This is a genomic window from Burkholderia singularis, assembly GCF_001718875.1.
GTDB lineage: Bacteria > Pseudomonadota > Gammaproteobacteria > Burkholderiales > Burkholderiaceae > Burkholderia > Burkholderia singularis.
The window spans coordinates 1,427,157-1,447,803 of sequence record NZ_CP013449.1 but is presented as its reverse complement, the minus strand read 5'-3'; the positions used below and the strand labels follow the sequence as shown (position 1 = coordinate 1,447,803).

Below are 20,647 nucleotides of genomic sequence, written 5' to 3'. Positions count from 1 at the left end.
GCGTCGCGCGTGACCGGCGTGGTTGCTGCTGCAATGCTCGCCGCCTGTGCGACGCCACCGAATTCGGCGCCTGCTGCCGGCTATCAGGGCAAACCGCCTGCCGGCGCGACGCAGTCCGCGCAGTCGTCCCTTCAGCGGTCCCCATTGCCGGATGCATCAACGCCGGCCTTCGCATGGCCGGTGCGCGGTCCGATTCTCAAGCCAGTCGGCAATACGAAAGGCGTCGACATTGGCGGCACGGCGGGCGAGCCCGTGAAGGCGGCCGCAGGCGGCGTTGTCGCGTATGCGGGCAGCAGCCTGCGCGGCTATGGCAATTTCGTGATCATCAAGCATGACGATACATATCTGAGCGCCTATGCGCACAATCGCGTGCTGAAGGTCCAGGAAGGCGACAAGGTCGAAAAAGGGCAGACGATCGCCGAGATGGGCAGCAGCGATGCGAGTCGCGTGATGTTGCATTTCGAGATCCGCCGCAACGGTGTGCCTGTCGATCCGCTGAAATATCTGCCGCCTCAATAAAGCCTCAGCGGGCGGGCAGCGAACGCCGGTGATCGTTTATCCGATCGTTCGGGAATCCGATCGATCGTCGCGGACTTGCCACCTGCCTTCGCGTTTGTCCGCCCGTTTGCGATGCCGTCGCGGGCAGACCGCCTTTTAGGGCGATGGCCTGACCACGTGCCAAACTTCCTTGAAGCCGTCGCCTTGTATGCAGTGACGTGGTTGCATGCTCGCACGCTGCGCGAATCGTCAGCGTGCGTCATTTTGTCCTAACGCTTGCAGGAACAGCGAGAATAGTTCGGGCTGCGATGCAATGCCGAGTTTCGAATAAAGGTGCCGGCGATGTACCTTGACGGTTTCGGGCGAGATCGAGAGCCGCTCGGCGATCGCCTTCGACGAGTTGCCGCGCAGCACGAGCCGCGCGATCGCCATCTCGCGCTCGGACAGACGCTCGGCGCCAAAGCGTGCCAGCGCACGCTCGACGCGTACCGCAAGGTCGCTGTCGGTGCGGCCGTGCGCACTGTCGTTTTGCAGCCTGCGCTGCTGGCGCAGTGTCGCGATCAACCACGGCGAACACGCGCACAGACGGCCGAGCGAATCGGAGTCGAAACGGGTGCGTGCGCCGAGCGATAGCGACAGCATCTCGTCAGGCCGTGTACGCACGATGATCTGCAATTCGTCTTCGCCCACTGCGTCGCGGAAATAGCTCAGAAAATATTCGCTCTGCCTGAACCGGTCCGGCGCGACTTCCTCGAGCCGGTAACAACCGTCCGCGAGACCGTCCTGGGCGGCCTGCAGGAACGGATCGAGCAGATACAGCCCGTCCAGATAGAGCGGCACGGGCGATGGCTGGCCCGCGCCGCCGGTGTCATATTCGTCGAGCACGGCAGGCACGCCGTCGGCGCCGATTACGGTCGCGAGCGCATTGTCGAACGGCACCAGCTCGTTGAGAAACAGGATCAGCAAGCGCCAGAAGCGCGGCTCGCCGAGATGCTCGAGTGCCCGTCCGAACGCCTGATGCATCGCCACTTCACTGAACAATCGATCCATAAACGCCCCAGATTGGCGTACCTACAAAGGGGAATTGGCACGCGCAAATTGTCTTCCTAGACTGCGCGCCATGCATAGCCCGAGTATGGGCGTTCAAAAACCCGGCGGCAAAGGAGAGCAAGATAGCGATGATATCGGAGCCTTCGAGCACGACGTCCGACGCGCCGCGCGACGCGCGAGCGGCCGATGCGCTTGTGCGCTCGCTCAGCGTGCGTGACGTCGTGATGATCACCGTGTCGGGCGTGACGCCGGCAAGCTCTATTTTCGTGATCGCGCCGTTCGCGATTCGGCAATCGGGCAGTGGCGCGGTGATGTCTTTCGTATTCGGGGGCTTGCTCGCGCTTGCGTTTGCGCTTTGCTACGCGGAACTGGGCGCGGCCCATCGCAGTGCGGGCGGCGAGTACGTGATGGTGAAGCGCGTGTTCGGTGGATTGTCTGGCTACCTGACGTTTGCCGCGGTACTCGCCGTCAACGCATTCATTCCGGCGGTGCTCGCGAGCGGCGCTGCCCCCTATCTGAATGCGGCGCTCGGCACGCATATCGGTAATCAGCCTGTGGCGCTCGCGATCGTGTTCGCGAGTTATGCGCTAGGCATCCTGAATATTCGTACCAATGCGTGGATTACTGGGGGGTTCCTCGTGATCGAGGTACTCGTGCTCGCGCTGATCGCGTATCTGGGGTTCTCGGCGCCGCACCGATCCGCGTTTGCGTTCGTCAATCCGGTCATCGTGAGCGGCGACGCGCTCGTACCCGTGACACTCGCGGCGATCATACCGGCCATCGGAACGGCAATCTTCTGCTACAACGGCTTTGGCACGGCCGTCTTCCTTGCCGAGGATCTGGAAGGCGGCAATCGCGATGTCGCGAAAGCCGTGATCTGCTCGCTCGCGGTGGTGCTTGCCGTGGAACTGGTACCGCTGAGCGCGATCGTGATCGGCGCGCCATCGTTCGTCGAACTCGCGAAAAGTCCGGACCCGATCGGCTATGTCATACGTTCATTGAGCAGTTCCGCCGTATCGCGCGTCGTGAGCGCGGGCATTTTCCTATCGGTGTTCAATGCGATCATCGCGATCGTGATCATGACCGGCCGTTTGCTGTACAGCAGCGGCCGGCATGCAATGTGGGCGCCCGCGTGCAATGCTGCCTTCACGCGCATTCATTCACGCTTTGAATCGCCGTGGGGCGCGACACTGGCGCTGGCCGTGCCGTCGATGCTGCTCGTGTTCGTGTCGAGTCTCGACGAACTGACCGCTTTTACCGTCGATTTACTGCTGCTCGTCTATCTCGCGGTCGGTATTGCCGCGCTCGCGAGCCGCGTGCTGCGACGCGATGTCGAGCATCATTACCGGATGCCGTGGTGGCCTTTGCCGCCGATCGTTGCAATCGCCGGCGCGGGTTATACGCTTTATACGACACTCGCTGCCGCGGCCGGGCCGACGGATCTGTACATCATTGCGGGAATTGCCGGCGTCGCGTTCGCGGCTTACGCGCTCTGGGTCCGCCGCAGTGTCCCATTCCGGCAGCTTTGACTCACGCATCCATTCATCAGGAGGACTAGCGACATGCGCACACGGGATCTGGGCATCCGCATCGGCCGCGGCCGGCCAGGACGCTTCAACGCGATCACCGACGTGACGGGCGTGCGGGTCGGCCATCATACGATTCACGTCGATGCAGGCGATGCGTCGGCGCATACCGGCGTGACGGTGATCGAGCCGCGCGTGAGCCGCGCGCGTGACGAACCGTGCTTCGCCGGTGTGCACGTGCTGAACGGCAACGGCGACGCGACAGGGCTCGAATGGATACGCGAGGCGGGGTTGTTGACCACGCCGATTGCGTATACCAACACGCACAGCGTCGGCGTCGTGCGCGACGCGTTGATTGCGGCCGAGCGTGCCGAGGGCGGCGTGCGTGATCGTGAGCAGGTTTATTGGTGCATGCCGGTTGTGCTGGAGACGTTCGACGGACTCCTGAACGACATCTGGGGGCAACATGTGCGCGGCGAGCATGTCGCGCATGCACGCGCCGTTGCGCGTACCGGGCCGGTCGACGAAGGCAGCGTCGGCGGCGGGACCGGAATGATTTGCCACGAGTTCAAGGGCGGCATCGGCACCGCGTCGCGTGTCGTCGACGCGACGGCAGGCGGCTGGACCGTCGGCGCGCTCGTGCAGGCGAACTATGGGCAGCGCGAGGCACTGCGCGTTGCCGGTTATCCGGTCGGCGAGGTGCTGCGCGACGTACATTCGCCGTTTCGCGTGCCGGGTGCGGGCGAGCCGGGAATGGGCTCGATCGTCGTGACACTTGCGACGGACGCGCCGCTGCTGCCGCATCAATGCCGGCGGCTTGCGCAGCGGGCCAGCATCGGGCTCGCGCGAGCCGGCGGCGGCACCGACAATTCGAGCGGCGATATCTTCGTTGCGTTCGCCACGGGTAACAGCGGGCTGCCGATTGCGAGCTACGGATGCGCCGCCGCTGCGACGCTCGACGTGCGGATGGTCGCCGATTCGCATATTTCCGCGCTGTTCGAGGCGGCGGCGGAGGCGGTGGAGGAAGCGATCGTCAACGCGCTTGTCGCCGCGACCGATCTTGCTGCGCGTGGATGCCGCGTCGAGGCGCTTGGCGCGGCCCGGCTGACGGATGCATTGCGGCAGACTGGTTGGCGGCCCGCGCGTGACGCTCAGCTTCAGCTATAGCCGTGGCAGCGTTTCAGGCCGGCGTAGTCATAAAAATGACTGCCGGCTGCGATTCGTGCGCCGTCGCAAGCGGGTTGAAAATCCGTTTCGCGCTCGTTGTACAGCATCTTCACGATAAGCCGCGAGCCGTTGCGATATACGTCCCATTGCAGGTTCGCGGCCATCGGCGATACGGTTTCGCCGCGCCAAGGGTTGTTTGCATACGTGTAGGTTTGCGCTTGCGGCACGGGAACGAATACATCTTTGAGCTGCAGAATCGATGCGAACGGAATGATGACCTCGGCGTGCGTGAAACGCAGCGTCGCCGCATTCGTCAAATCGCCGCGCGCGACAGCATCGATTTCATTGAAGAAGTCATCGGCCAGCCGTTGAGCCATTCGATAGGTTATCGGATTGGATTCGGCCACACCTGGGCCTTTCGTGTAGAAATCCTCTGCATCTTGAAGATAGGCGAGATATTCGGCCTGGGGCGCGGCGATATAGCGCTCCATCGTCACGCCGCCGGTTTCCGCCGCCATCGCCGGTGCGATTTGCAATAGGTTGTACAGTACGTTTGCTGCGTCGGTGGCGGACTTGATCTTTGTCTTGCCGTCGCCGTTGAGCGTGTTGCTGAATTTGCCGTCCGCCGACGTGAACGTATACGTACCTCTATTCGAGAATGTATAGCCCGCCGTGCCGAGTTTCGCGACGAAATCGGGTTTCATCAACGCGGCGAGGACAGTTTGTGCGACCTGTGCGGTTTGCGGCGCTTGCGTGATTGCGTCGAGCTTCGCGGCGACGACGGGATCGTTCGCGTAGGCCTGATAGGCGAGGCTGTCGCGATATGTCGCGTAGTACGGATCGGCGCTCGACGTCACGAGATCGGTTGCGGGCTTCAGCGCATGAAAGTACAACAGAAATCGATTGACGCCCGCCGGCTGTGCGATTGGCGTGCCTTGCGGATAACCTGCCGGCGCGGCGGGCCGCACGATCGCCGAGGCGAGTGCGGGCCGTGCGGATACGAGTGCATTCGCGAAATAGGTCGAACTATCGACTGCGCGGTCTTGACCGGAATTGACGACGACGATCTTGCGGCGCGACACGCCGGATGCATCCGCGACAGCGTCGAACAACGCCGGCATCCGTTGCAGCAGGCGCGAGGCGAGTTGCTGATGCTCGCTGATGCCCGCTTGCGTCAAATTTCCGTAGCCGGGAGCCGAGATGCCCGCTATGCCGTGGCCGAGCAGCGCGTTCGCCTTGATCAACGTGAACGTATCTGCTTTGAGTTGCTGGCCGAGTGCAGTCAGTGCACCGTCTGCATCAGCCTTTTGCAGCATGTCGTAGATTGCGCCGTCGTATTTGAACCCTGACAGTCCTCGCGAACCGTGGCGTGCAACCATTTGTGTGTAGATCGGCGTATAACCGGCGGGCGGCGCTTCGTATGCCGAAATATCCTGAAGCGGACGATACGGCGTTTTCGTTTGATAATAGGTTGGTGTAGCCGGAGCAGGAGCCGGAGCGGGCGTCGACGCGGGTGTATCGGGAGTATGGGGTACGGCGTTCGACGCAGCGCTGGGCGGCGGATTGTCGTTGACGTTATCCGAATTGCAGCCGGCGAATGCGGTGCATAGCAGAATCGGTCCGAAGAGGCGGGCGAGGTGGCGTTTCATCGGGGTGGTAGCGCGCAATGGAAAGGCATAGGGCGCCGCCGCTTGTGGAAGCGGTGCGCGGCGGTCGGTCGATCGCGCAGTCTCGCAAAACTATTTGACAGCTTGAAGTCATCGAACGGAAAGCGTCCCGCACGCTTTCCGTTCGCATCCGCTTGCGGCGAACATAGTGTTTAGCTGCCGAAATAGATATTGCAGAAGCTGACGGGGCCCACGCACTCGCCCGATTGCTTGCGGCTCTGATGAGCGGGCACTCGGCCGTTTTGCAGAACGGATTCGGCGCGGCTTGCCGATTGAGGGTTCGCGCCGGCGGCGGTTTGTCCTTGAGATGCCATTGCAGCGGTGCCAATCGACAGGGCTAAGAGAGCGGCACACAGCGACTTCATGTTGTTTTCTCCTTGATGTTCAACGCCTTGCTTGGCGTTGACGACACTATATGACTCGGATTCGAGCTGATTAATCGTCGGTGTTGGAGAGCTTCTTTCCATATCGAACAACGATTCACGCGCCATATCGATAAAGGGCGGCGTCAGCGTCGACGCGGCGTGCGCGCCTGCGTATACCGGCGAAACGGTGTGTCCCGGTCGATCAACGCACTGCGGATGAAATGCAGACAACTGGCGATGCGCTGCATGCGCCGGCGTTCGTCCGGGATCGCATGCCATATATGTTGCGTATGCTGAAGCGCCCGAATCGCGAGACTGACCGACTTCAGCGCGGTTGCGAGCCGGTGGGCGTCGGGCGATTCGAATAGGCGCGGCAGCGTGTCGGATACCGCGCCGACGAGCGTCGTCCAACGCGGCGCGGGCACGGTTGGCGTGCTCGAGTAGACTTGCATTTCATTGCGCAGATCGACGACGGCATGACCCACTTCGAGCGTGACGAGCATCCAGCGCATCGCATTGCGATAACCACGTGAGCGCCTGACGAGCAGGTTGCGCAACTGCGACATCAAGTCATGCGTGCTCGATTGAAACCGCTGATCCAAGCCGGGCAACGGACCGTTGCACGCGAGCGCGACCTGGCGGCGCAGGTCGCGTGTAATCTTGCCGATAAGCCAGGGCGACTCGGTAGGCAAGATCACCGCGAAGGCGAGCGATGTGGTGAGCATCGATACGATCAGCGCGAGCCCGTTGTTGAGCAACACGTCCGGCGCGTAGGCGATTACGTTGTCCGGCCCGGCAAGCAGGCAGAAGAACACGACGAAGCCGATTCCGTAGCCGGACTTGCCGGGCAGCGTCGCGAGAAACGCACCGAATGCGAGCGTTGGTGCGAGCGCTGCGCATAGCAGCCCAAAACCGTCGATGTTCGGGTACACGTAGCAGAGGTACAGGTAGCCGGCGAGCGTCGCGCCCGCCGCACCTGCCGCCATCTGTGCGATGAAGCGGCTCGCGCGCGCGGCGCTCGAACTGAGCGCGCACGCGATGGCGGTGCCGATTACCGCGAATGCGCCGCTCGGCCATTCCGAAGCGATCCAAAATGCGCTCATCGAGCCCATCGCCACGATCGTGCGAACGAACGTGAAGCCGACGAAATAGCGGTTGGTCTTCACCGCATAACGGGTAACCGAGCGTTCGAGAACGTGACTGTCCAGCGCGAGCGACGCATGCGTCTGCGCATAGCCGAGGAATTCGTCGACGAAGCGATAGAGCAGTTCGATCGCGGTATCGAAATCGAGCAAGCCGGCCCGTGCATGCTCTTCGATGATTCGGCGCGATGCACGCGCGCGCATGGGCAGCGCGGCGAGGTAATCGCTCAGTGCTGCAATGGTCAACGAGTGCGCGTTCCCGTCGCGTTCGAACTCGGCGCCGAGCTTGCCGAGCAATGCCGATAACGATTCGATATGCGAACCGACGGCAGCGAGCACGTCGCTCGCATGCCTTGTTCGCAATCGTTTGATCAGCTGATGGAACGCGTGCAGCCGCGCGCATGCATTCATGAATTCGCTGTTGAGCCGCGCAAGCCTTCGGCTGCGCGCGCGAATTCGCGGATCTTCGAACGAGGCGAACGCGCGGGTTGCCTCGAAACCAACGATGCCGTCGACGAAATCCGCGAAACGCCGCTCGAACGTGCCTCGTTCGACGAGGCCGCCGAACGTGCCGGCGGCGAATGCAATGAAATCGCGATGACGCGTGTTCAACGTGCGCATCAATGCGTTGCTCGCACTGAGTGGGAATACGATCGCGCTGACCGTGGCCGAGCAGATGATTCCGACGCTGACTTCGCTCGCGCGCGTGAGCGCCGCGAGAAACAGCGTATTCGGCGCCATCACGGCTGGCAGACCGATGAGCGCGGCGGTATAGCCGGCAAGCACGTAGCCGTACCAACGGAAATGCCGGTTGCGCACGGCCGCCGTAATGCAGAGTGCGACCCACAGCGTCATGCCGGTCATATAAAGCTCAGGCTGTTGCGCGCACAGTGCGCCCAGGGCCAACGCGGCGGCGAGCCCGACGGCGGTGCCCACGATTCGATAAAAGCTTTTCGCGAACACCATGCCGCTCATCGGTTGCATCAGCACGAAGACGGTCGTCATCGCAATGCGCGGCTGCGGCATGTCGAATAGCATGGCGATACCCATCGCAAGCAACGCCGCCGAGACCGTTTTCGTCAGATGAAGCCACACAAGTCCGCTGCTCTTCGCCCAGTCCCGAGCGAGCTTGACGAACACCGGCCACCGCGACTGCCATCGTTGAGGATCGATGCAGAATCGCGATGACGCAGGCTCGGTTTTCATGACAAGGGCGAATGCTCGTAACGGTGCTGATCGGGGAGCCCCAATCTGTGCGGCGGCGCCGGATCGATTGGAGCGGCGCCGATTGTAGGAGCGTCGCGCATGCGTATTAACAAAACTACGAGGAAACCATCGTTGCAACAGAGGTAACAATCGACACCGGGTGCTGGAGGACAATAGCGGCTCTTCGACAAGTTTCGAACCAGCATGGATACGTTACAGAACATGCGGGTATTCGCCCGTGTGGTGGAAGCGGGGAGCTTCACGGCAGCCGCGCAATCGCTGAATTCGACGACGGGCGCGATGTCGCGCGCTGTGTCCGAACTCGAGGCCCGGCTGAGAACGCGCCTGATGAATCGTTCGACGCGCCGCCTGGCACTGACGCCGGCCGGCGAGCGCTATCTGCTGCGCTGCCGGCAGATTCTGGCCGACGTGGACCAGGCCGAGGAAGAAGCGAGCCGCGCGCATGAGCGTCCGGCGGGCGTGTTACGCATGCATAGCTTTGCAAGCATTGGCCAACATTATGTGTTGCCTGCATTGACTGCGTATCGCGAGCAGCATCCGGATGTGTCGGTCGAGCTTACGCTGTCACAACGAATGCCCGATCTCTTTGACGGCACCAATGACATGGCAGTCGTCACGGCCGCCGCGCTGCCCGATTCGGAGCTGGTGTCGCATCTGCTGGGTTCGACCTATAACATCCTCTGCGCGACGCCGGCTTACCTGCGCGCGCATGGCGCACCATGCAGCCCGCGCGATCTCGCGCGGCATGCGTGTCTGACGCTGTGCACGCCCGCGTTTCCGTCGCACGAGTGGCAGCTCGAAGGGCCGGCGGGCACCGAGACGATCAAGGTGGAAGGGCCGGTGCAGACCAACACCGCCGAATCGCTCGCAGTGGCGATTCGTTCCGGTATCGGCATCGGCATGCTGCCGCTCTACGCGGCAATCGAAGATTTGCGGCGCGGCATGCTTGTGCGCGTGTTGCCCGCGTATCGGCTGCAGAAGATGAACGTTTACGCGCTCTATGCGTCACGGCGCTTTATCGATGCGAAAGTCCGGACCTGGGTGGATGCATTGCGTTTTCATATGCCCAAGATGATCGCGCGTGACGAGGCGGTGTTGTCTTCGATCGGCGCGCAGACGTCCGAGGCGGCGCAGACTGCCTGTGCGGTTGCGCGGGAGGCGTTTGCCGATTCCGAACGGACGTTGACGCATTGATGCACGAACCAGTGCGGATTTCTCAGCGTTTTCGAGGTGCCTGAAACGGTCGCGATAAGTGTGCGACACATTTGACCGGTTTGAACTCAGCTGTGTTGCGCGCGCGTTTCGCACGTCATGCCGCGCATACGGAATGCGTGCGAAGGGAGGTGTCGCTTATTCGTCGCTTATTGGACGCGGGCCGCGGTAGGTTTGCCGGCCTCGACGGTGCCGCTGACGGCCGCGCCGTAGGACGTCGCCGCCTTTTTCTGGGCGAGGCGTTTCTGATCGAGCCGTTGTTGAGCGGCTTGAATGTCTTCCGGGTAATTCGCGTCGTTGCCGCGTGCCGGCTGGTAGCCGACCGATTCGAGGTCGACGAGTTCCTGGATGACTTGGGCGCGCGTGGGCCCTTGGTTCGACGGCTGCTGCGCAAACGAGACGACCGGTGCGGCGAGCATCAGCGCGGCAGCGGCAGTGGCGACGATCGATTTCATATAGAACTCCGAGATGATTCAGTGCGATTCGACGTAGTTCGCGTCTAGTGATCCGAACTGTCGATACGCAGTTTATGGAGTCGCCGCGTGTGGAAAAACCCTCGAAGCCGGTTTGCAGCCTTCCAGATCGAACAACATTGAATCGATATGAGGCGCACGGCAGAACATGGCGTCGTATTGCGCGGCGCCGTGTTGCATGCGGTGTGTGGTCATTCCGGTACGCCGGTGCTGGGCGTGCGATCGCTGCCTGTGCGTTGCCATCGATGCGATTCCGCTTTGCGGGGCACGCGTTGTGCGATAGCAGTATCTATCCGAAGCGGGCGGACGGACATATGAACGCCAATTGCGCTGATCTATCCAGTTTCTTTTCATCGAAATCGGCAACATGCCGTTCGTGCGGAAAAATGTGCGACGCGTGTTCGTAGTGGTGCATCGCATCATGTTTTGCACATTAAAATGGCGGCCGGATCGACGGCCGAGCTACGGGCATTGTGCAATCGGCACATCGCATATTGCCCGCTTTGCCGCGCTTTACCGCCGCCATGCCGGCCGTGAGCATGGCATGACCCTTGCAATCATCGGCGTGCCGCCAGTCGCGGCATACCAACTGTTCGCGCTGAAGCGCTGGAGACCTGAACGATGACGAAGCAAGGCGAATTTTCATTGAGCGAAGTGCCGCAGAACGAGCGCAAGGGTTTGTTCTCGATCACGATGGTATTGCTGAGTTTTACGTTTTTCACGGGCACGATGTTCGCGGGTGGCAAGATCGGTATGGCATTCGGTGTGGTCGACATGCTTTGGATCGCCGTTGCCGGCAACCTGTTGTTGGCCGCCTATGCGGCGTCGCTTGGACTGATCGCGGCGCGCAGCGGCCTCAATTCGGTATTGATGGGGCGCTTTTGTTTCGGCGAGATCGGCAGCAAGCTGTCCGATTTCCTGCTCGGTTTCGCGGAGCTTGGTTGGTACGCTTGGGGCACCGCGACGGTTTCGATCGTTCTCGTCAAGCTGCTCGGCTGGCCGCAGGCGGTGACGCCGCCGCTGATGGTGCTGTTCGGTCTGGGTTTCTCGATTACCGCGATCGTCGGTTATCGCGGGATGGACGCGCTATCACGCGTATCGGTGCCGCTGATGTTCGTGCTGCTGATCGTATCGATGTGGATCGCGACGCGCGATATCGGCGGCTGGCCGGGGCTGATGAAAGTGTCGCCCGCGCATCCGATGGCGTTTCCGGCGGCGATCACGATGGTGTTCGGCACGTTTGCAAGCGGCGCGACGCAGGCGACCAACTGGACGCGCCTCGCGCGCGGCGGCCGTACCGCGATGATCGCAAGCCTGATCGGCTTTTTTGTCGGCAACGGCTTGATGATCGTCGCGGGCGCATATTGCGCGATCGTTTATCAGCAGCCAGATATCGTCGAAGTGATGATGTTGCAGGGGCTGTCGATTGCGGCAGTCGTGATGCTGTGCCTGAATTTGTGGACGATCCAGGGGCCGACGATCTATAACGTCGCCGCCGCCGCATGCCATCTGCTGCGCACCGAGCGTCGCCGCACGCTGACGTTCGCGGGCGCTGTGCTTGGCATCGTGCTGGCGATCGGCGGCATGTACGAATTGCTGATCCCGTTTTTGCTTCTGCTCGGCTCGATCATTCCGCCTGTCGGCGGCGTGATCATGGCCGACTATTGGTTCCGGCACCGCGGCCGCTATCCGGCGCTCGTGTCGGTGCGATTGCCGCGCTTCAACGTCCCGGGGCTGGCCGCCTATGCGGTAGGCGCGGTGACGGCGTATGTGTCGCCTTGGATCGCGCCGATCGTGGGGATTGCGGCTTCGTCGTTCGCATATATCGTGTTCGTGCAGATCACGCAGCGCGTCGCACGCGCGCCTTCGATTCAGGAGCCATGAACCGATGAGTTCGAGATGATTTCGCGAAGAAAATATTCGGAAACCTGATCGATGGAAATCGCAGCCATACGGCCGTGCCGATCGAAACGCCGGGCGCGTTGCCACGAATGAACGGCCACGCAAATCGCGTGGCGGAGCAATGACCGATTCACCGCAATACGCCCAATCGTCGGCCGCGTTGCTTGCATGGCGGACGCTGGACACTCAACTACAGGAACGTTCATGAAAATCGTCAATGCCGCGCTGCGCAAGCGCAACGGCCTGCACACGATCGATATCGACGGCGGCGCGATCGCAGCCGTTGTCAAGCAACCCGAGCGGATCTCAACGCCGGGTGCGGATCATATCGATGCGGCCGGTCAGCTCGTGATCGCGCCACTCGTCGAGCCGCACATCCATCTCGACGCCGTGCTGACTGCGGGCGATCCGCAATGGAATATGAGCGGCACGCTGTTCGAAGGCATCGAGCGTTGGGCGCAGCGCAAGGCGACGATCACGCATGACGATACGAAAGCGCGCGCGCATGCGGCGATCGGAATGCTGCGCGATCATGGAATTCAGCACGTGCGCACGCATGTCGACGTGACCGATCCGACGCTTGCCGCACTGAACGCGATGCTCGAAGTGAAAGACGAGGCGCGCGGGCTGATCGACCTGCAAATCGTGGCATTTCCGCAGGAGGGTATCGAATCGTTCGACGGCGGCCGAAGGCTGATGGAACAGGCAATCGAAATGGGCGCGGATGTCGTCGGCGGGATTCCGCATTTCGAGAACACGCGCGAGCAGGGGGTGAGTTCGATCAAGTTTCTGATGGATCTCGCGGAGCGAACCGGCTGTCTCGTCGACGTGCATTGCGATGAAACCGATGATCCGAACTCGCGTTTTCTCGAAGTGCTCGCCGAAGAGGCGCGTGCGCGCGGTATGGGCGCACGCGTGACGGCGAGCCATACGACGGCGATGGGCTCGTATGACAACGCATATTGCTCGAAGCTATTCCGGCTGCTGAAGCGCTCGGCGCTCAACTTCATTTCGTGTCCGACCGAGAGCATTCATTTGCAGGGACGTTTCGATACATTTCCTAAGCGGCGCGGCGTGACGCGCGTCGCCGAGCTGGATCGTGCGGGGCTCAATGTGTGTTTCGGCCAGGATTCGATCAAAGACCCGTGGTATCCGCTCGGAAACGGCAATATCCTGCGTGTGCTGGACGCGGGCCTGCACATCTGCCACATGATGGGCTACGACGATCTGCAACGCTGTCTCGATTTCGTCACCGATCATAGCGCACGCGCGATGCATCTCGGCGAACGCTACGGAATCGAGCCGGGACGGCCCGCGAACCTGCTCGTATTCGATGCCGACAGCGACTACGATGCGGTGCGCCGGCAGGCGAAGGCGCGACTGTCGATCCGGCATGGCAAGATCATCATGCAGCGTGAGCCGGAGCGGCTTGCCTATCCGGCGTAACGCAGCAAGGGCGAGAAGGCCGGGCGCGGTCTTCTCGCTTCACTCGCGCCCGCCGCGCAGCCGCAAGCTGGCCAACGCCGCGATCACGAGCGCGGCGGCCAGCAGCAAGAGGCCGTTTTTCGCGTCGCCGCTTACCTGCTCGATCGTGCCGACGACTGTCGGCCCGACGAAGCCGCCGAGCAAACCGCACGTATTGACGAGTCCCAGGCCGCCCGCGAGCGCGCTGCCGGTGAGCCGCGACGCGGGAAACGTAAAGATGATCGACTGCACGACGAAGAACATCGTTGCGGCAACACACAAGCTGATCAGTTCCATCATGGGCGATGCGTGGGCAGCCCCAGCAAGCCCGAGCGCCATTACGGCGAGCCCTGAGCACAGCATCGTGCGCGCGCGGCGCGAATTGCGCGCAAAGCGCGGCAGCGTTGCCGCGCCGAGCGCGGCGGCAAGCCAAGGCGTAGCCGTCAATACACCGACCTCGAACGGCGAGAATTGTCCCGACGCGCCGATGATGCCTGGTAAAAAGAAGATCACGGTATAGATCGTCAACTGGTGGCAGAAGTACACGAAAATCGCCAGCCAGATTTGCGGGTCGCGCAGCGCGACACCGAACGAATGGTTGCCGTGCGCGGCCGAGCCGGTTTCCTGCTCGGCTGCGAGTGCGCTCTCCAGTGCGCGGCCGGTTTCCGGTGCGAGCCAGCGCGCGTCGCTCGGACGATCGGGCAGGCGCATCCAAACGACGAGTGCAAGCGCAATCGCGGGTATGCCTTCGATCACGAATAGCCATTGCCAGCCATGCAGCCCGAGCAGGCCGTCGAGTTCGAGCAGCACGCCGGCTAGCGGGCCGCCAACGATATTCGCTATGCAAACGCCGAGCAGAAAGTAGCCCGTCGCGCGTGCGCGTTCGTCGCGGCCGAACCAGTAGGTCAGATACAGCATCACGCCGGGAAAGAGTCCGGCTTCAGCGGCGCCGAGCAGCAACCGCATCAGATAAAACGACGTTTCGCCACGCACGACGGACATCGCGATCGATAGCGCGCCCCACGTCATCATGATCCGGGCGATCCAGAAACGCGCGCCGACACGATGCAAGATCAAATTGCTCGGGATTTCGAAGCATGCGTAAGTCAGGAAAAACAGCCCTGCTCCGAGACCATATGCGGCCGACGAGATGCCGAGATCAACGCTCATCGAATGCTTCGCGAACGCAATGTTGGTACGGTCGAGAAAACTGATGACATAGGCGGCAATCAACAGCGGCAGCAGCTTTCTGAACAGCAGCCGGTTCAAGGGCGGATCGGCGTGAACGGCAGCGGGGCGCAACGCTTGGGCTTGGCGAGTGGACATGCTGACGGCTCCGGTAAAGGCGAACTGGCGCGCACGGCAAGCGCGACGCACCGTGTTCGATTCGTGTTCGACAAAAGTTGAGCAGATGACGGAGTCGCGCGCCGGCGGCACTCACCGGGAGCGGGGCGATGACGGCTTGACGGTGGTCGGCGTGGGCCGGCACCGTGTCTCTGCGTTTGCTTGCGTATTCAGCGAGCGGCGGGCGGCCGCCTCAGAACTTCACCGCGCCGCTGCCCTTGAGCCCGAGCATCTCGCGTGCGTCTGCCGGCGTAGCGATGTCGAGCGCCAATCCTTCGAGTACCTGACGAATTTTCCGCACTTGCTCGGCACTCGATTGTGCGAGCTTGCCGGGCGCAATCCATAGCGAATCCTCGAGTCCGACCCGGACATTCGCACCTTGAGCCGCGCCGATCGACGCGAGCGGAATCTGATGGCGGCCCGCGCCGAGAACCGACCAGACATAGTCCGCGCCGAACAGGCGATCGGCTGTGCGGCGCATGTGCATCAGGTCTTCCGGATGGGCGCCGATGCCACCGAGCAGGCCGAACACGCTTTGAATGAAGAACGGCGGCTTTGCGAGCCCGCGATCGACGAAGTGCGCGAGGTTGTAGAGATGCGAGATGTCGTAGCATTCGAATTCGAAGCGCGTGCCGTTCGCGCCACAGCGCGTCAGGATGGTTTCAATGTCCGCGAAGGTGTTCTTGAATACGAGGTCGCGGCTCTTTTCCAGATGCTCGCGCTCCCACGGGTGCTTGAATTCACGTGTGCGCTCGAGCATCGGGTAGAGGCCGAAATTCATCGAGCCCATGTTGAGCGACGCGATTTCCGGTTGAAAATGAAGCGCCGGACGCAGGCGTTCGTCGACCGTCATGTGCGGGCTGCCGCCCGACGTGATGTTGATCACCGCATCGGTTTGCGCTTTGATGCGCGGCAGGAATTGTTCGAACACGGCGGGTTCTTGCGTGGGCTTGCCATTGAGCGGATCTCGCGCGTGCAGATGCAGAATCGCCGCGCCAGCCTGCGCTGCGTCGATTGCCGCGGTTTCGATTTCGCGCGGCGTGACGGGCAGGTGTGGCGACATTGACGGTGTATGGATTGCGCCTGTCGGCGCACAGGTGATGATGACTTTGCGAGCGTTTGCCACGATGGTCTCCTGGTCGGTCTGGGTGCAGGCGGATTAAAGCGTTTCGACGTTGCCGCAGACGGAAATGGCCTGGCCGGTGATGCTGCGTGCGCCCGGCGTGCATAGGAACAGCGCGGTGGCGGCGATTTCGTCGGGATCGGTCATGCGGCGCAGTGAAATCTTCTCGAGGTAGCGTGCCTCCATTTCGCGATAGCCGAGGCCGAGTTGCGCGGCGCGTGCTTCGATCACGCGTCGCATCCTCGGCCCGCGCACGATGCCCGGCTGGATCGCGTTTACGCGGATGCCGAGTGGGCCGAGTTCGATCGCGAGACTTTTGACCAGACCGACGATCGCCCATTTGGTCGCTGAATATGGCGTGCGATACGCGTAACCCAACCGGCCCGCCACCGACGACAGCGCAATGATCGAGCCGCCATGGGCGGCATTGCGCAACAGCGGCACTGCACGGCGCGTGAACTCGAATTGCGCGTTCAGATTGATCGCGACGGTCTGTTCCCACTGAGCAGACGTGATCTCGTCGATACCACCGGTCGGCCCTGCGATGCCGGCGTTGTTGACGAGCACGTCGAGCCCGCCGAATGTGTGCGCGATATCGGCGAACACGCGATCGATTGCGCGCGGATCTGTGACGTCGGCTAGCGTCGCACCGAGTGCCGGCCGCTGGGGGCGATCGACAACTGCGGCGAGTGCTGTTTCGGATGCGTCGCAGATGTGCACACGCGCACCGCAATCGGCGAAGGCGTCTGCGATCGCGAGGCCGATGCCGGCCGCACCGCCCGTCACGAGCACGCGTAGATCGTCATAGGGTTTGAGCAAGTCGTGTGCGGCCATGCGCAATGTCTCCTTCGGTGTTGGATGGCTGTTCGAATCGAAAGCGAATCGGTTTGCGCTTAACCGGCTCGCGGCGGGCCGGCGCGGCTGCCAGGTGCGTTGCCTGAGTGTCACGAGCGCGCGCGCAGCCGCGGCGACGCCTGCTCGGCCGTGAGCGAAGCAGCGAGATCGTGCGCGGCATGACCGATGTCCAGCGCGATGCCGGCACGTACGCCGGCGCCGTCACGCCGCTCGAGCGCGTCGACGATCGTGCGGTGCGCATCCATCGAGCGGCGCATGTGCGGGATGTCGAGCGCGACCATGTTCAAGAACGGGCCGATCCGCATCCACAGGTTCTGAATGATCGCGAGGGTGCTTTCGCTCGCGCCGTGCGCATAGATCGCGCTGTGAAACGCGAAGTTGCTTTGCAGGTACGCGCGGGTCCGGCCGGCTTCGGCGTGGGTTTGCATGGTTTCGCAGAGGCGGCGTGTGCCGGCGATCTGCGCGTCGGTCATTCGCGCAGCCGCACGTTCGGCGACGCAGCCTTCGAGCGCGATGCGCACGTCACGCAGCTCGTCAAGCATGCCGGTCGTCATCGGCGGCACCACGAGCGCCCGGTTCGGACCATCGACGAGTGCGCGCTCGGCACGCAGCCGCGTGAGCGCGGCGCGCACCGGCATCGTCGACGAGCCGACCGCCTGCGCGACGCCACGCAAGCTCAACGCCTGACCAGGCGCGAAGCGGCCGCTCATCAGTGCTTCGCGCAGTTGTTGGTAGACCTTGTTGGCCATGGTTTCTTGTTCGATGACCTTCAATGCGGGCGGGGCGATGCGCGTGATCAATCCGGTCTCCTGATTTTGATGTGTGATTCGTGATCACACTGTGAATGCGTGGAAGTGTTGTCGATGGCATCGCATGCGTCAAGGAGCGAGCGGTAGGGGAAAACGCTAGACGTGCGAGCGCAGATCGGGATGCGGCCAGCACGCGCAGCGTGTTTGTGCAAGAATCCGCCCGGTTCGCCAAATCATGCCGGCGGCATTGAATGCCGGTTGGCCCGCTAACGAGCACGCGATTGGCGTCACCCTGAACGAAGAGACGAGGAGAGACAATTGATTCAACGCATTTCCGTTTTTTTCACGCAGATCGTGCATCGGGTACTGCCCGATCCGTTGATTTTCGCGATCCTGCTGACCATCGCGACATTTGCGCTCGCGTTCGGCCTTACGCCTCAATCGCCGCCGCAACTTGTGATGATGTGGGGCTCGGGCTTTTGGAATCTGCTTGCATTCTCGATGCAGATGGTGATGATTCTCGTCACTGGGCATGCACTCGCCAGCTCCGCGCCGGTCAAGCGCTTGCTGGTTGCGCTGGCGTCGTCGGCGCGTTCGCCGGGGCAGGGCGTGATGCTCGTGGCGTTCGTCTCGGCGCTCGCGTGCGCGATCAACTGGGGCTTTGGCCTTGTGCTCGGCGCGATGCTCGCGCGCGAAGTCGCGCGGCGCGTGCGCGGCGTCGATTACCGGCTGCTCGTCGCATCGGCTTATATGGGCTTTTTGAGTTGGCACGGCGGGTTGTCCGGATCGATCCCGCTCGTTGCCGCGACGAAGGGCAATCCGATGGAAAAGACGGTCGGCTTGATCCCCGTGTCGGATACCCTCTTTACCGGCTATAACGCATTCGTGACGATCGGCCTCATTGTGATGCTGCCGTTCCTCGCACGGTTGATGATGCCCAAGCCGTCCGACGTCGTGATGGTCGATCCGAAGCTGCTCGAAGACCCGCCGAGTGTCGAGCGCACGCTCGGGCCGGATGCGACGCTTGCCGAGCGGCTCGAGGAGAGCCGTTTGCTGTCGATGCTCGTTGCGGCAGTATGTTTCATATTTCTCGGCGTGCGCTTCGCGCAGAAGGGCTTCGCACTCGACATCGACACGGTGAATCTCGTGTTTCTTGCCGCCGGTATCCTGCTGCACCGCACGCCGATGGCTTATGCGCGCGCAGTTGCGGCGGCCGCGCGCGGCGCATCGGGAATCATGATCCAGTTTCCGTTCTATGCGGGTATCCAGGCGTTGATGGATCACTCGGGGCTGGCGGGCGTGATCACGAAGTGGTTCGTCGATATCGCGAACGTCCACACGTTCACATTGCTTACATTCCTAAGCTCAGCCGTAATCAATTTCGCGGTGCCGTCGGGCGGCGGTCACTGGGTCGTACAAGGGCCGTTCGTGATGCCGGCGGCGCAAGCGCTCGGTGCGGATCTCGGCAAGGCGGCGATGGCCATCGCATATGGCGAGGCGTGGACCAACATGGCGCAGCCGTTCTGGGCGCTACCCGCGCTCGCGATCGCAGGGCTGGGGGTACGCGACATCATGGGGTATTGCGTGACGGCACTGTTGTTTTCGGCAGTGGTGTTCGTGGCGGGGATGTATTTGTTCTGAGCATGCGCGGCCGCCACGGCGTTGATGGGTTTCGACTCTCAGACGTGCGTCGCTTACGATGCCGGCGCGCATTGGCGCTGCAGGATGAGTTCCATCATGCCGGGGCTGCGAGGTTGGTGTAGCGTTTGCAAATAGCTGGCCGAATAACGTTGCTGATCCTGATCCTGTTCGTCCAACAGAAAGGGAGTCAGCGCGTGGCCGGCGAGATCGCTGAAGAGGTTGTATTGATCGACGGAAGCAAAATGGCGAGTCGAATCGGCCCACCGGGCACGCATCAATGCTGGATACGAAGGCGGCTGTGCCATGCCGGCAACCGGCGCGGTCAACTGCTGTTGCATCGCATGGCTGACATACAGCGTGACCGGGTTGTCCGGGAAAACTCGCCGGATGGCGTTTAAACGGTGCGCTTTTTCCACGCCCGTCATGTCGTCGGAAAACAGTCTGCGCATGATAAAGATGCCGACCGGACGACGCGGCGCAATGGCAGCGCGCAATTTATCGAGGGCGGCGACGATTTGCGCGGTGGAAAAAAGCCTGAGCGTGCCGACGGAGGTGGTGTAGTTGCCGCCGAGCCAGATCGCATAATCGACCGGCGGGGCGGGAACCGGCAAAACGTTGGCGCTGCTAACCGTCGTCATGACGAGCGGTGTCAGGTATACGGCAACGCGTGGATGCGCGCGCTGCAACCGGCTGTACAGATCGGCATCCCTTTCTTGCAATAACGCAAGTTGCGAATCCGTCGTGTACAGATTCAGCCGGCCCATGTTGTCGATCTTGTCGCTGACGAGCGTCTTGATCGTGCTATCCAGCAGATGGGTATAAATGGCGACGGGACGCGTGAGCAGCGACGATCTTATCCGGTCCGTTGCCAGCAACGAATCCGCGGCACGCTGCCCGACAATCATGATGCAGGTTGAAGCGGTGACGTCGATTTCCTGCGGGGCGAGCTGTGCCAGATCGACGAACTCCGCCGCCGGGGCGAGTTGCGTTGCAAGCATCGACGCGGCTTGGCCGTCGCCTCCGTTGCCGCTGGCGATCACCACCGTTTTTGCCGGTGCCGATACGTTGGCGGCGAGCAGCAGCGTCAACAGAGCAAGTCGGTTTTTCATGCGTTCGTGGCAGGCCAGCGGTGTGTTTGCGTCGGATGTCGTTTGTCTGTCGCGCTTCGACCGCATTTGCCGGATACCGGTGCGGCGTCAACCGGCAATCGATCGGCGCACGCCATTTTTACCCGATGCGCGT

Annotated in this window: 17 protein-coding genes and 1 pseudogene; 8 read left to right on the top strand and 10 right to left on the bottom strand. The window is 62.2% G+C overall.

The window, feature by feature from the left end:
• Positions 1–15: 15 nt before the first annotated feature.
• Positions 16–519 (top strand): annotated as a pseudogene (locus tag AQ611_RS21815) (murein hydrolase activator EnvC family protein); the annotation flags it as partial.
• 228 nt (positions 520–747) lie between these two features.
• Here the strand turns inward: AQ611_RS21815 and AQ611_RS21810 are convergent.
• Positions 748–1,548, bottom strand: coding sequence for a helix-turn-helix transcriptional regulator (locus AQ611_RS21810; protein WP_069236034.1), 801 nt, complete (start codon positions 1,546–1,548; stop codon positions 748–750).
• A 122-nt stretch (positions 1,549–1,670) separates the two neighbouring features.
• Between AQ611_RS21810 and AQ611_RS21805 the strand changes: the two genes are divergently transcribed.
• Positions 1,671–3,077: an APC family permease gene (locus tag AQ611_RS21805; protein WP_083237506.1), complete on the top strand. Its 1,407-nt coding sequence runs from the start codon at positions 1,671–1,673 to the stop codon at positions 3,075–3,077.
• Between the two features lie 33 nt (positions 3,078–3,110).
• Complete coding sequence (locus AQ611_RS21800) at positions 3,111–4,241, top strand: DmpA family aminopeptidase (protein ID WP_069236032.1); 1,131 nt, start codon at positions 3,111–3,113, stop codon at positions 4,239–4,241.
• On the opposite strand, the gene AQ611_RS21795 is transcribed toward AQ611_RS21800, so the two are convergent.
• From AQ611_RS21795 to AQ611_RS21785, 3 genes are all read right to left on the bottom strand, one after another.
• Positions 4,232–5,890 (bottom strand): histidine-type phosphatase, encoded by a 1,659-nt coding sequence (locus AQ611_RS21795; RefSeq protein WP_069236031.1) that lies wholly within the window; start codon positions 5,888–5,890, stop codon positions 4,232–4,234. The two genes, AQ611_RS21800 and AQ611_RS21795, sit on opposite strands and share 10 nt — an antisense overlap.
• Positions 5,891–6,060: 170 nt before the next feature.
• Positions 6,061–6,273 (bottom strand): hypothetical protein, encoded by a 213-nt coding sequence (locus AQ611_RS21790; protein WP_069236457.1) that lies wholly within the window; start codon positions 6,271–6,273, stop codon positions 6,061–6,063.
• A gap of 143 nt (positions 6,274–6,416) precedes the next feature.
• Entirely contained in the window at positions 6,417–8,621 is a 2,205-nt protein-coding gene (locus AQ611_RS21785) for an FUSC family protein (RefSeq protein ID WP_069236030.1), read from the bottom strand.
• 204 nt (positions 8,622–8,825) lie between these two features.
• On the opposite strand from AQ611_RS21785, the gene AQ611_RS21780 reads away from it, so the two are divergent.
• Positions 8,826–9,836: a LysR family transcriptional regulator gene (locus AQ611_RS21780; RefSeq protein ID WP_069236029.1), complete on the top strand. Its 1,011-nt coding sequence runs from the start codon at positions 8,826–8,828 to the stop codon at positions 9,834–9,836.
• Positions 9,837–10,003: 167 nt separating this feature from the next.
• On the opposite strand, the gene AQ611_RS21775 is transcribed toward AQ611_RS21780, so the two are convergent.
• A complete protein-coding gene (locus AQ611_RS21775; RefSeq protein WP_059520229.1) occupies positions 10,004–10,309 on the bottom strand; it encodes a DUF4148 domain-containing protein in 306 nt (101 codons plus the stop codon).
• Positions 10,310–10,694: 385 nt separating this feature from the next.
• On the opposite strand from AQ611_RS21775, the gene AQ611_RS21770 reads away from it, so the two are divergent.
• From AQ611_RS21770 to codA, 3 genes are all read left to right on the top strand, one after another.
• Positions 10,695–10,952: a hypothetical protein gene (locus tag AQ611_RS21770; RefSeq protein ID WP_059520230.1), complete on the top strand. Its 258-nt coding sequence runs from the start codon at positions 10,695–10,697 to the stop codon at positions 10,950–10,952.
• The gene (gene codB, locus AQ611_RS21765) at positions 10,949–12,211 is read left to right on the top strand and encodes a cytosine permease (protein WP_059520231.1); all 1,263 of its coding nucleotides are present in this window, start codon (positions 10,949–10,951) and stop codon (positions 12,209–12,211) included. The genes AQ611_RS21770 and codB overlap by 4 nt, the downstream gene beginning before the upstream one ends.
• 222 nt (positions 12,212–12,433) lie before the next feature.
• Positions 12,434–13,675, top strand: coding sequence for a cytosine deaminase (gene codA / locus AQ611_RS21755; RefSeq protein WP_069236027.1), 1,242 nt, complete (start codon positions 12,434–12,436; stop codon positions 13,673–13,675).
• Between the two features lie 39 nt (positions 13,676–13,714).
• On the opposite strand, the gene AQ611_RS21750 is transcribed toward codA, so the two are convergent.
• The 4 genes from AQ611_RS21750 to AQ611_RS21735 form a co-directional block, all read right to left on the bottom strand.
• The gene (locus AQ611_RS21750; RefSeq protein ID WP_069236456.1) at positions 13,715–15,019 is read right to left on the bottom strand and encodes an MFS transporter; all 1,305 of its coding nucleotides are present in this window, start codon (positions 15,017–15,019) and stop codon (positions 13,715–13,717) included.
• 211 nt (positions 15,020–15,230) lie between these two features.
• Positions 15,231–16,163, bottom strand: coding sequence for a 3,5-dioxohexanoate:acetyl-CoA acetone transferase (gene kce, locus AQ611_RS21745; RefSeq protein WP_069236026.1), 933 nt, complete (start codon positions 16,161–16,163; stop codon positions 15,231–15,233).
• A 33-nt stretch (positions 16,164–16,196) separates the two neighbouring features.
• Entirely contained in the window at positions 16,197–16,994 is a 798-nt protein-coding gene (locus tag AQ611_RS21740; protein ID WP_059520234.1) for an SDR family oxidoreductase, read from the bottom strand.
• 110 nt (positions 16,995–17,104) lie between these two features.
• Positions 17,105–17,815, bottom strand: a complete 711-nt coding sequence (locus AQ611_RS21735) for a GntR family transcriptional regulator (RefSeq protein ID WP_102720147.1) — start codon at positions 17,813–17,815, stop codon at positions 17,105–17,107.
• 267 nt (positions 17,816–18,082) lie between these two features.
• Here AQ611_RS21735 and AQ611_RS21730 point away from each other — a divergent pair, with 267 nt between their 5' ends.
• Entirely contained in the window at positions 18,083–19,405 is a 1,323-nt protein-coding gene (locus AQ611_RS21730; RefSeq protein WP_069236025.1) for a TIGR00366 family protein, read from the top strand.
• Between the two features lie 53 nt (positions 19,406–19,458).
• Here the strand turns inward: AQ611_RS21730 and AQ611_RS21725 are convergent, their stop codons facing one another.
• Positions 19,459–20,514: a hypothetical protein gene (locus AQ611_RS21725; protein ID WP_146011783.1), complete on the bottom strand. Its 1,056-nt coding sequence runs from the start codon at positions 20,512–20,514 to the stop codon at positions 19,459–19,461.
• Positions 20,515–20,647 lie beyond the last annotated feature (133 nt).

Bases quoted from the DNA above. Each gene is read 5' to 3' on its own strand.
- AQ611_RS21810 (WP_069236034.1), bottom strand. From the start codon at position 1,548: ATGGATCGATTGTTCAGTGAAGTGGCGATGCATCAGGCGTTCGGACGG.
- AQ611_RS21800 (WP_069236032.1), top strand. From the start codon at position 3,111: ATGCGCACACGGGATCTGGGCATCCGCATCGGCCGCGGCCGGCCAGGA.
- AQ611_RS21795 (WP_069236031.1), bottom strand. From the start codon at position 5,890: ATGAAACGCCACCTCGCCCGCCTCTTCGGACCGATTCTGCTATGCACC.
- AQ611_RS21790 (WP_069236457.1), bottom strand. From the start codon at position 6,273: ATGAAGTCGCTGTGTGCCGCTCTCTTAGCCCTGTCGATTGGCACCGCT.
- AQ611_RS21785 (WP_069236030.1), bottom strand. From the start codon at position 8,621: ATGAAAACCGAGCCTGCGTCATCGCGATTCTGCATCGATCCTCAACGA.
- AQ611_RS21780 (WP_069236029.1), top strand. From the start codon at position 8,826: ATGGATACGTTACAGAACATGCGGGTATTCGCCCGTGTGGTGGAAGCG.
- AQ611_RS21775 (WP_059520229.1), bottom strand. From the start codon at position 10,309: ATGAAATCGATCGTCGCCACTGCCGCTGCCGCGCTGATGCTCGCCGCA.
- AQ611_RS21770 (WP_059520230.1), top strand. From the start codon at position 10,695: ATGCCGTTCGTGCGGAAAAATGTGCGACGCGTGTTCGTAGTGGTGCAT.
- codB (WP_059520231.1), top strand. From the start codon at position 10,949: ATGACGAAGCAAGGCGAATTTTCATTGAGCGAAGTGCCGCAGAACGAG.
- codA (WP_069236027.1), top strand. From the start codon at position 12,434: ATGAAAATCGTCAATGCCGCGCTGCGCAAGCGCAACGGCCTGCACACG.
- AQ611_RS21750 (WP_069236456.1), bottom strand. From the start codon at position 15,019: ATGTCCACTCGCCAAGCCCAAGCGTTGCGCCCCGCTGCCGTTCACGCC.
- AQ611_RS21740 (WP_059520234.1), bottom strand. From the start codon at position 16,994: ATGGCCGCACACGACTTGCTCAAACCCTATGACGATCTACGCGTGCTC.
- AQ611_RS21725 (WP_146011783.1), bottom strand. From the start codon at position 20,514: ATGAAAAACCGACTTGCTCTGTTGACGCTGCTGCTCGCCGCCAACGTA.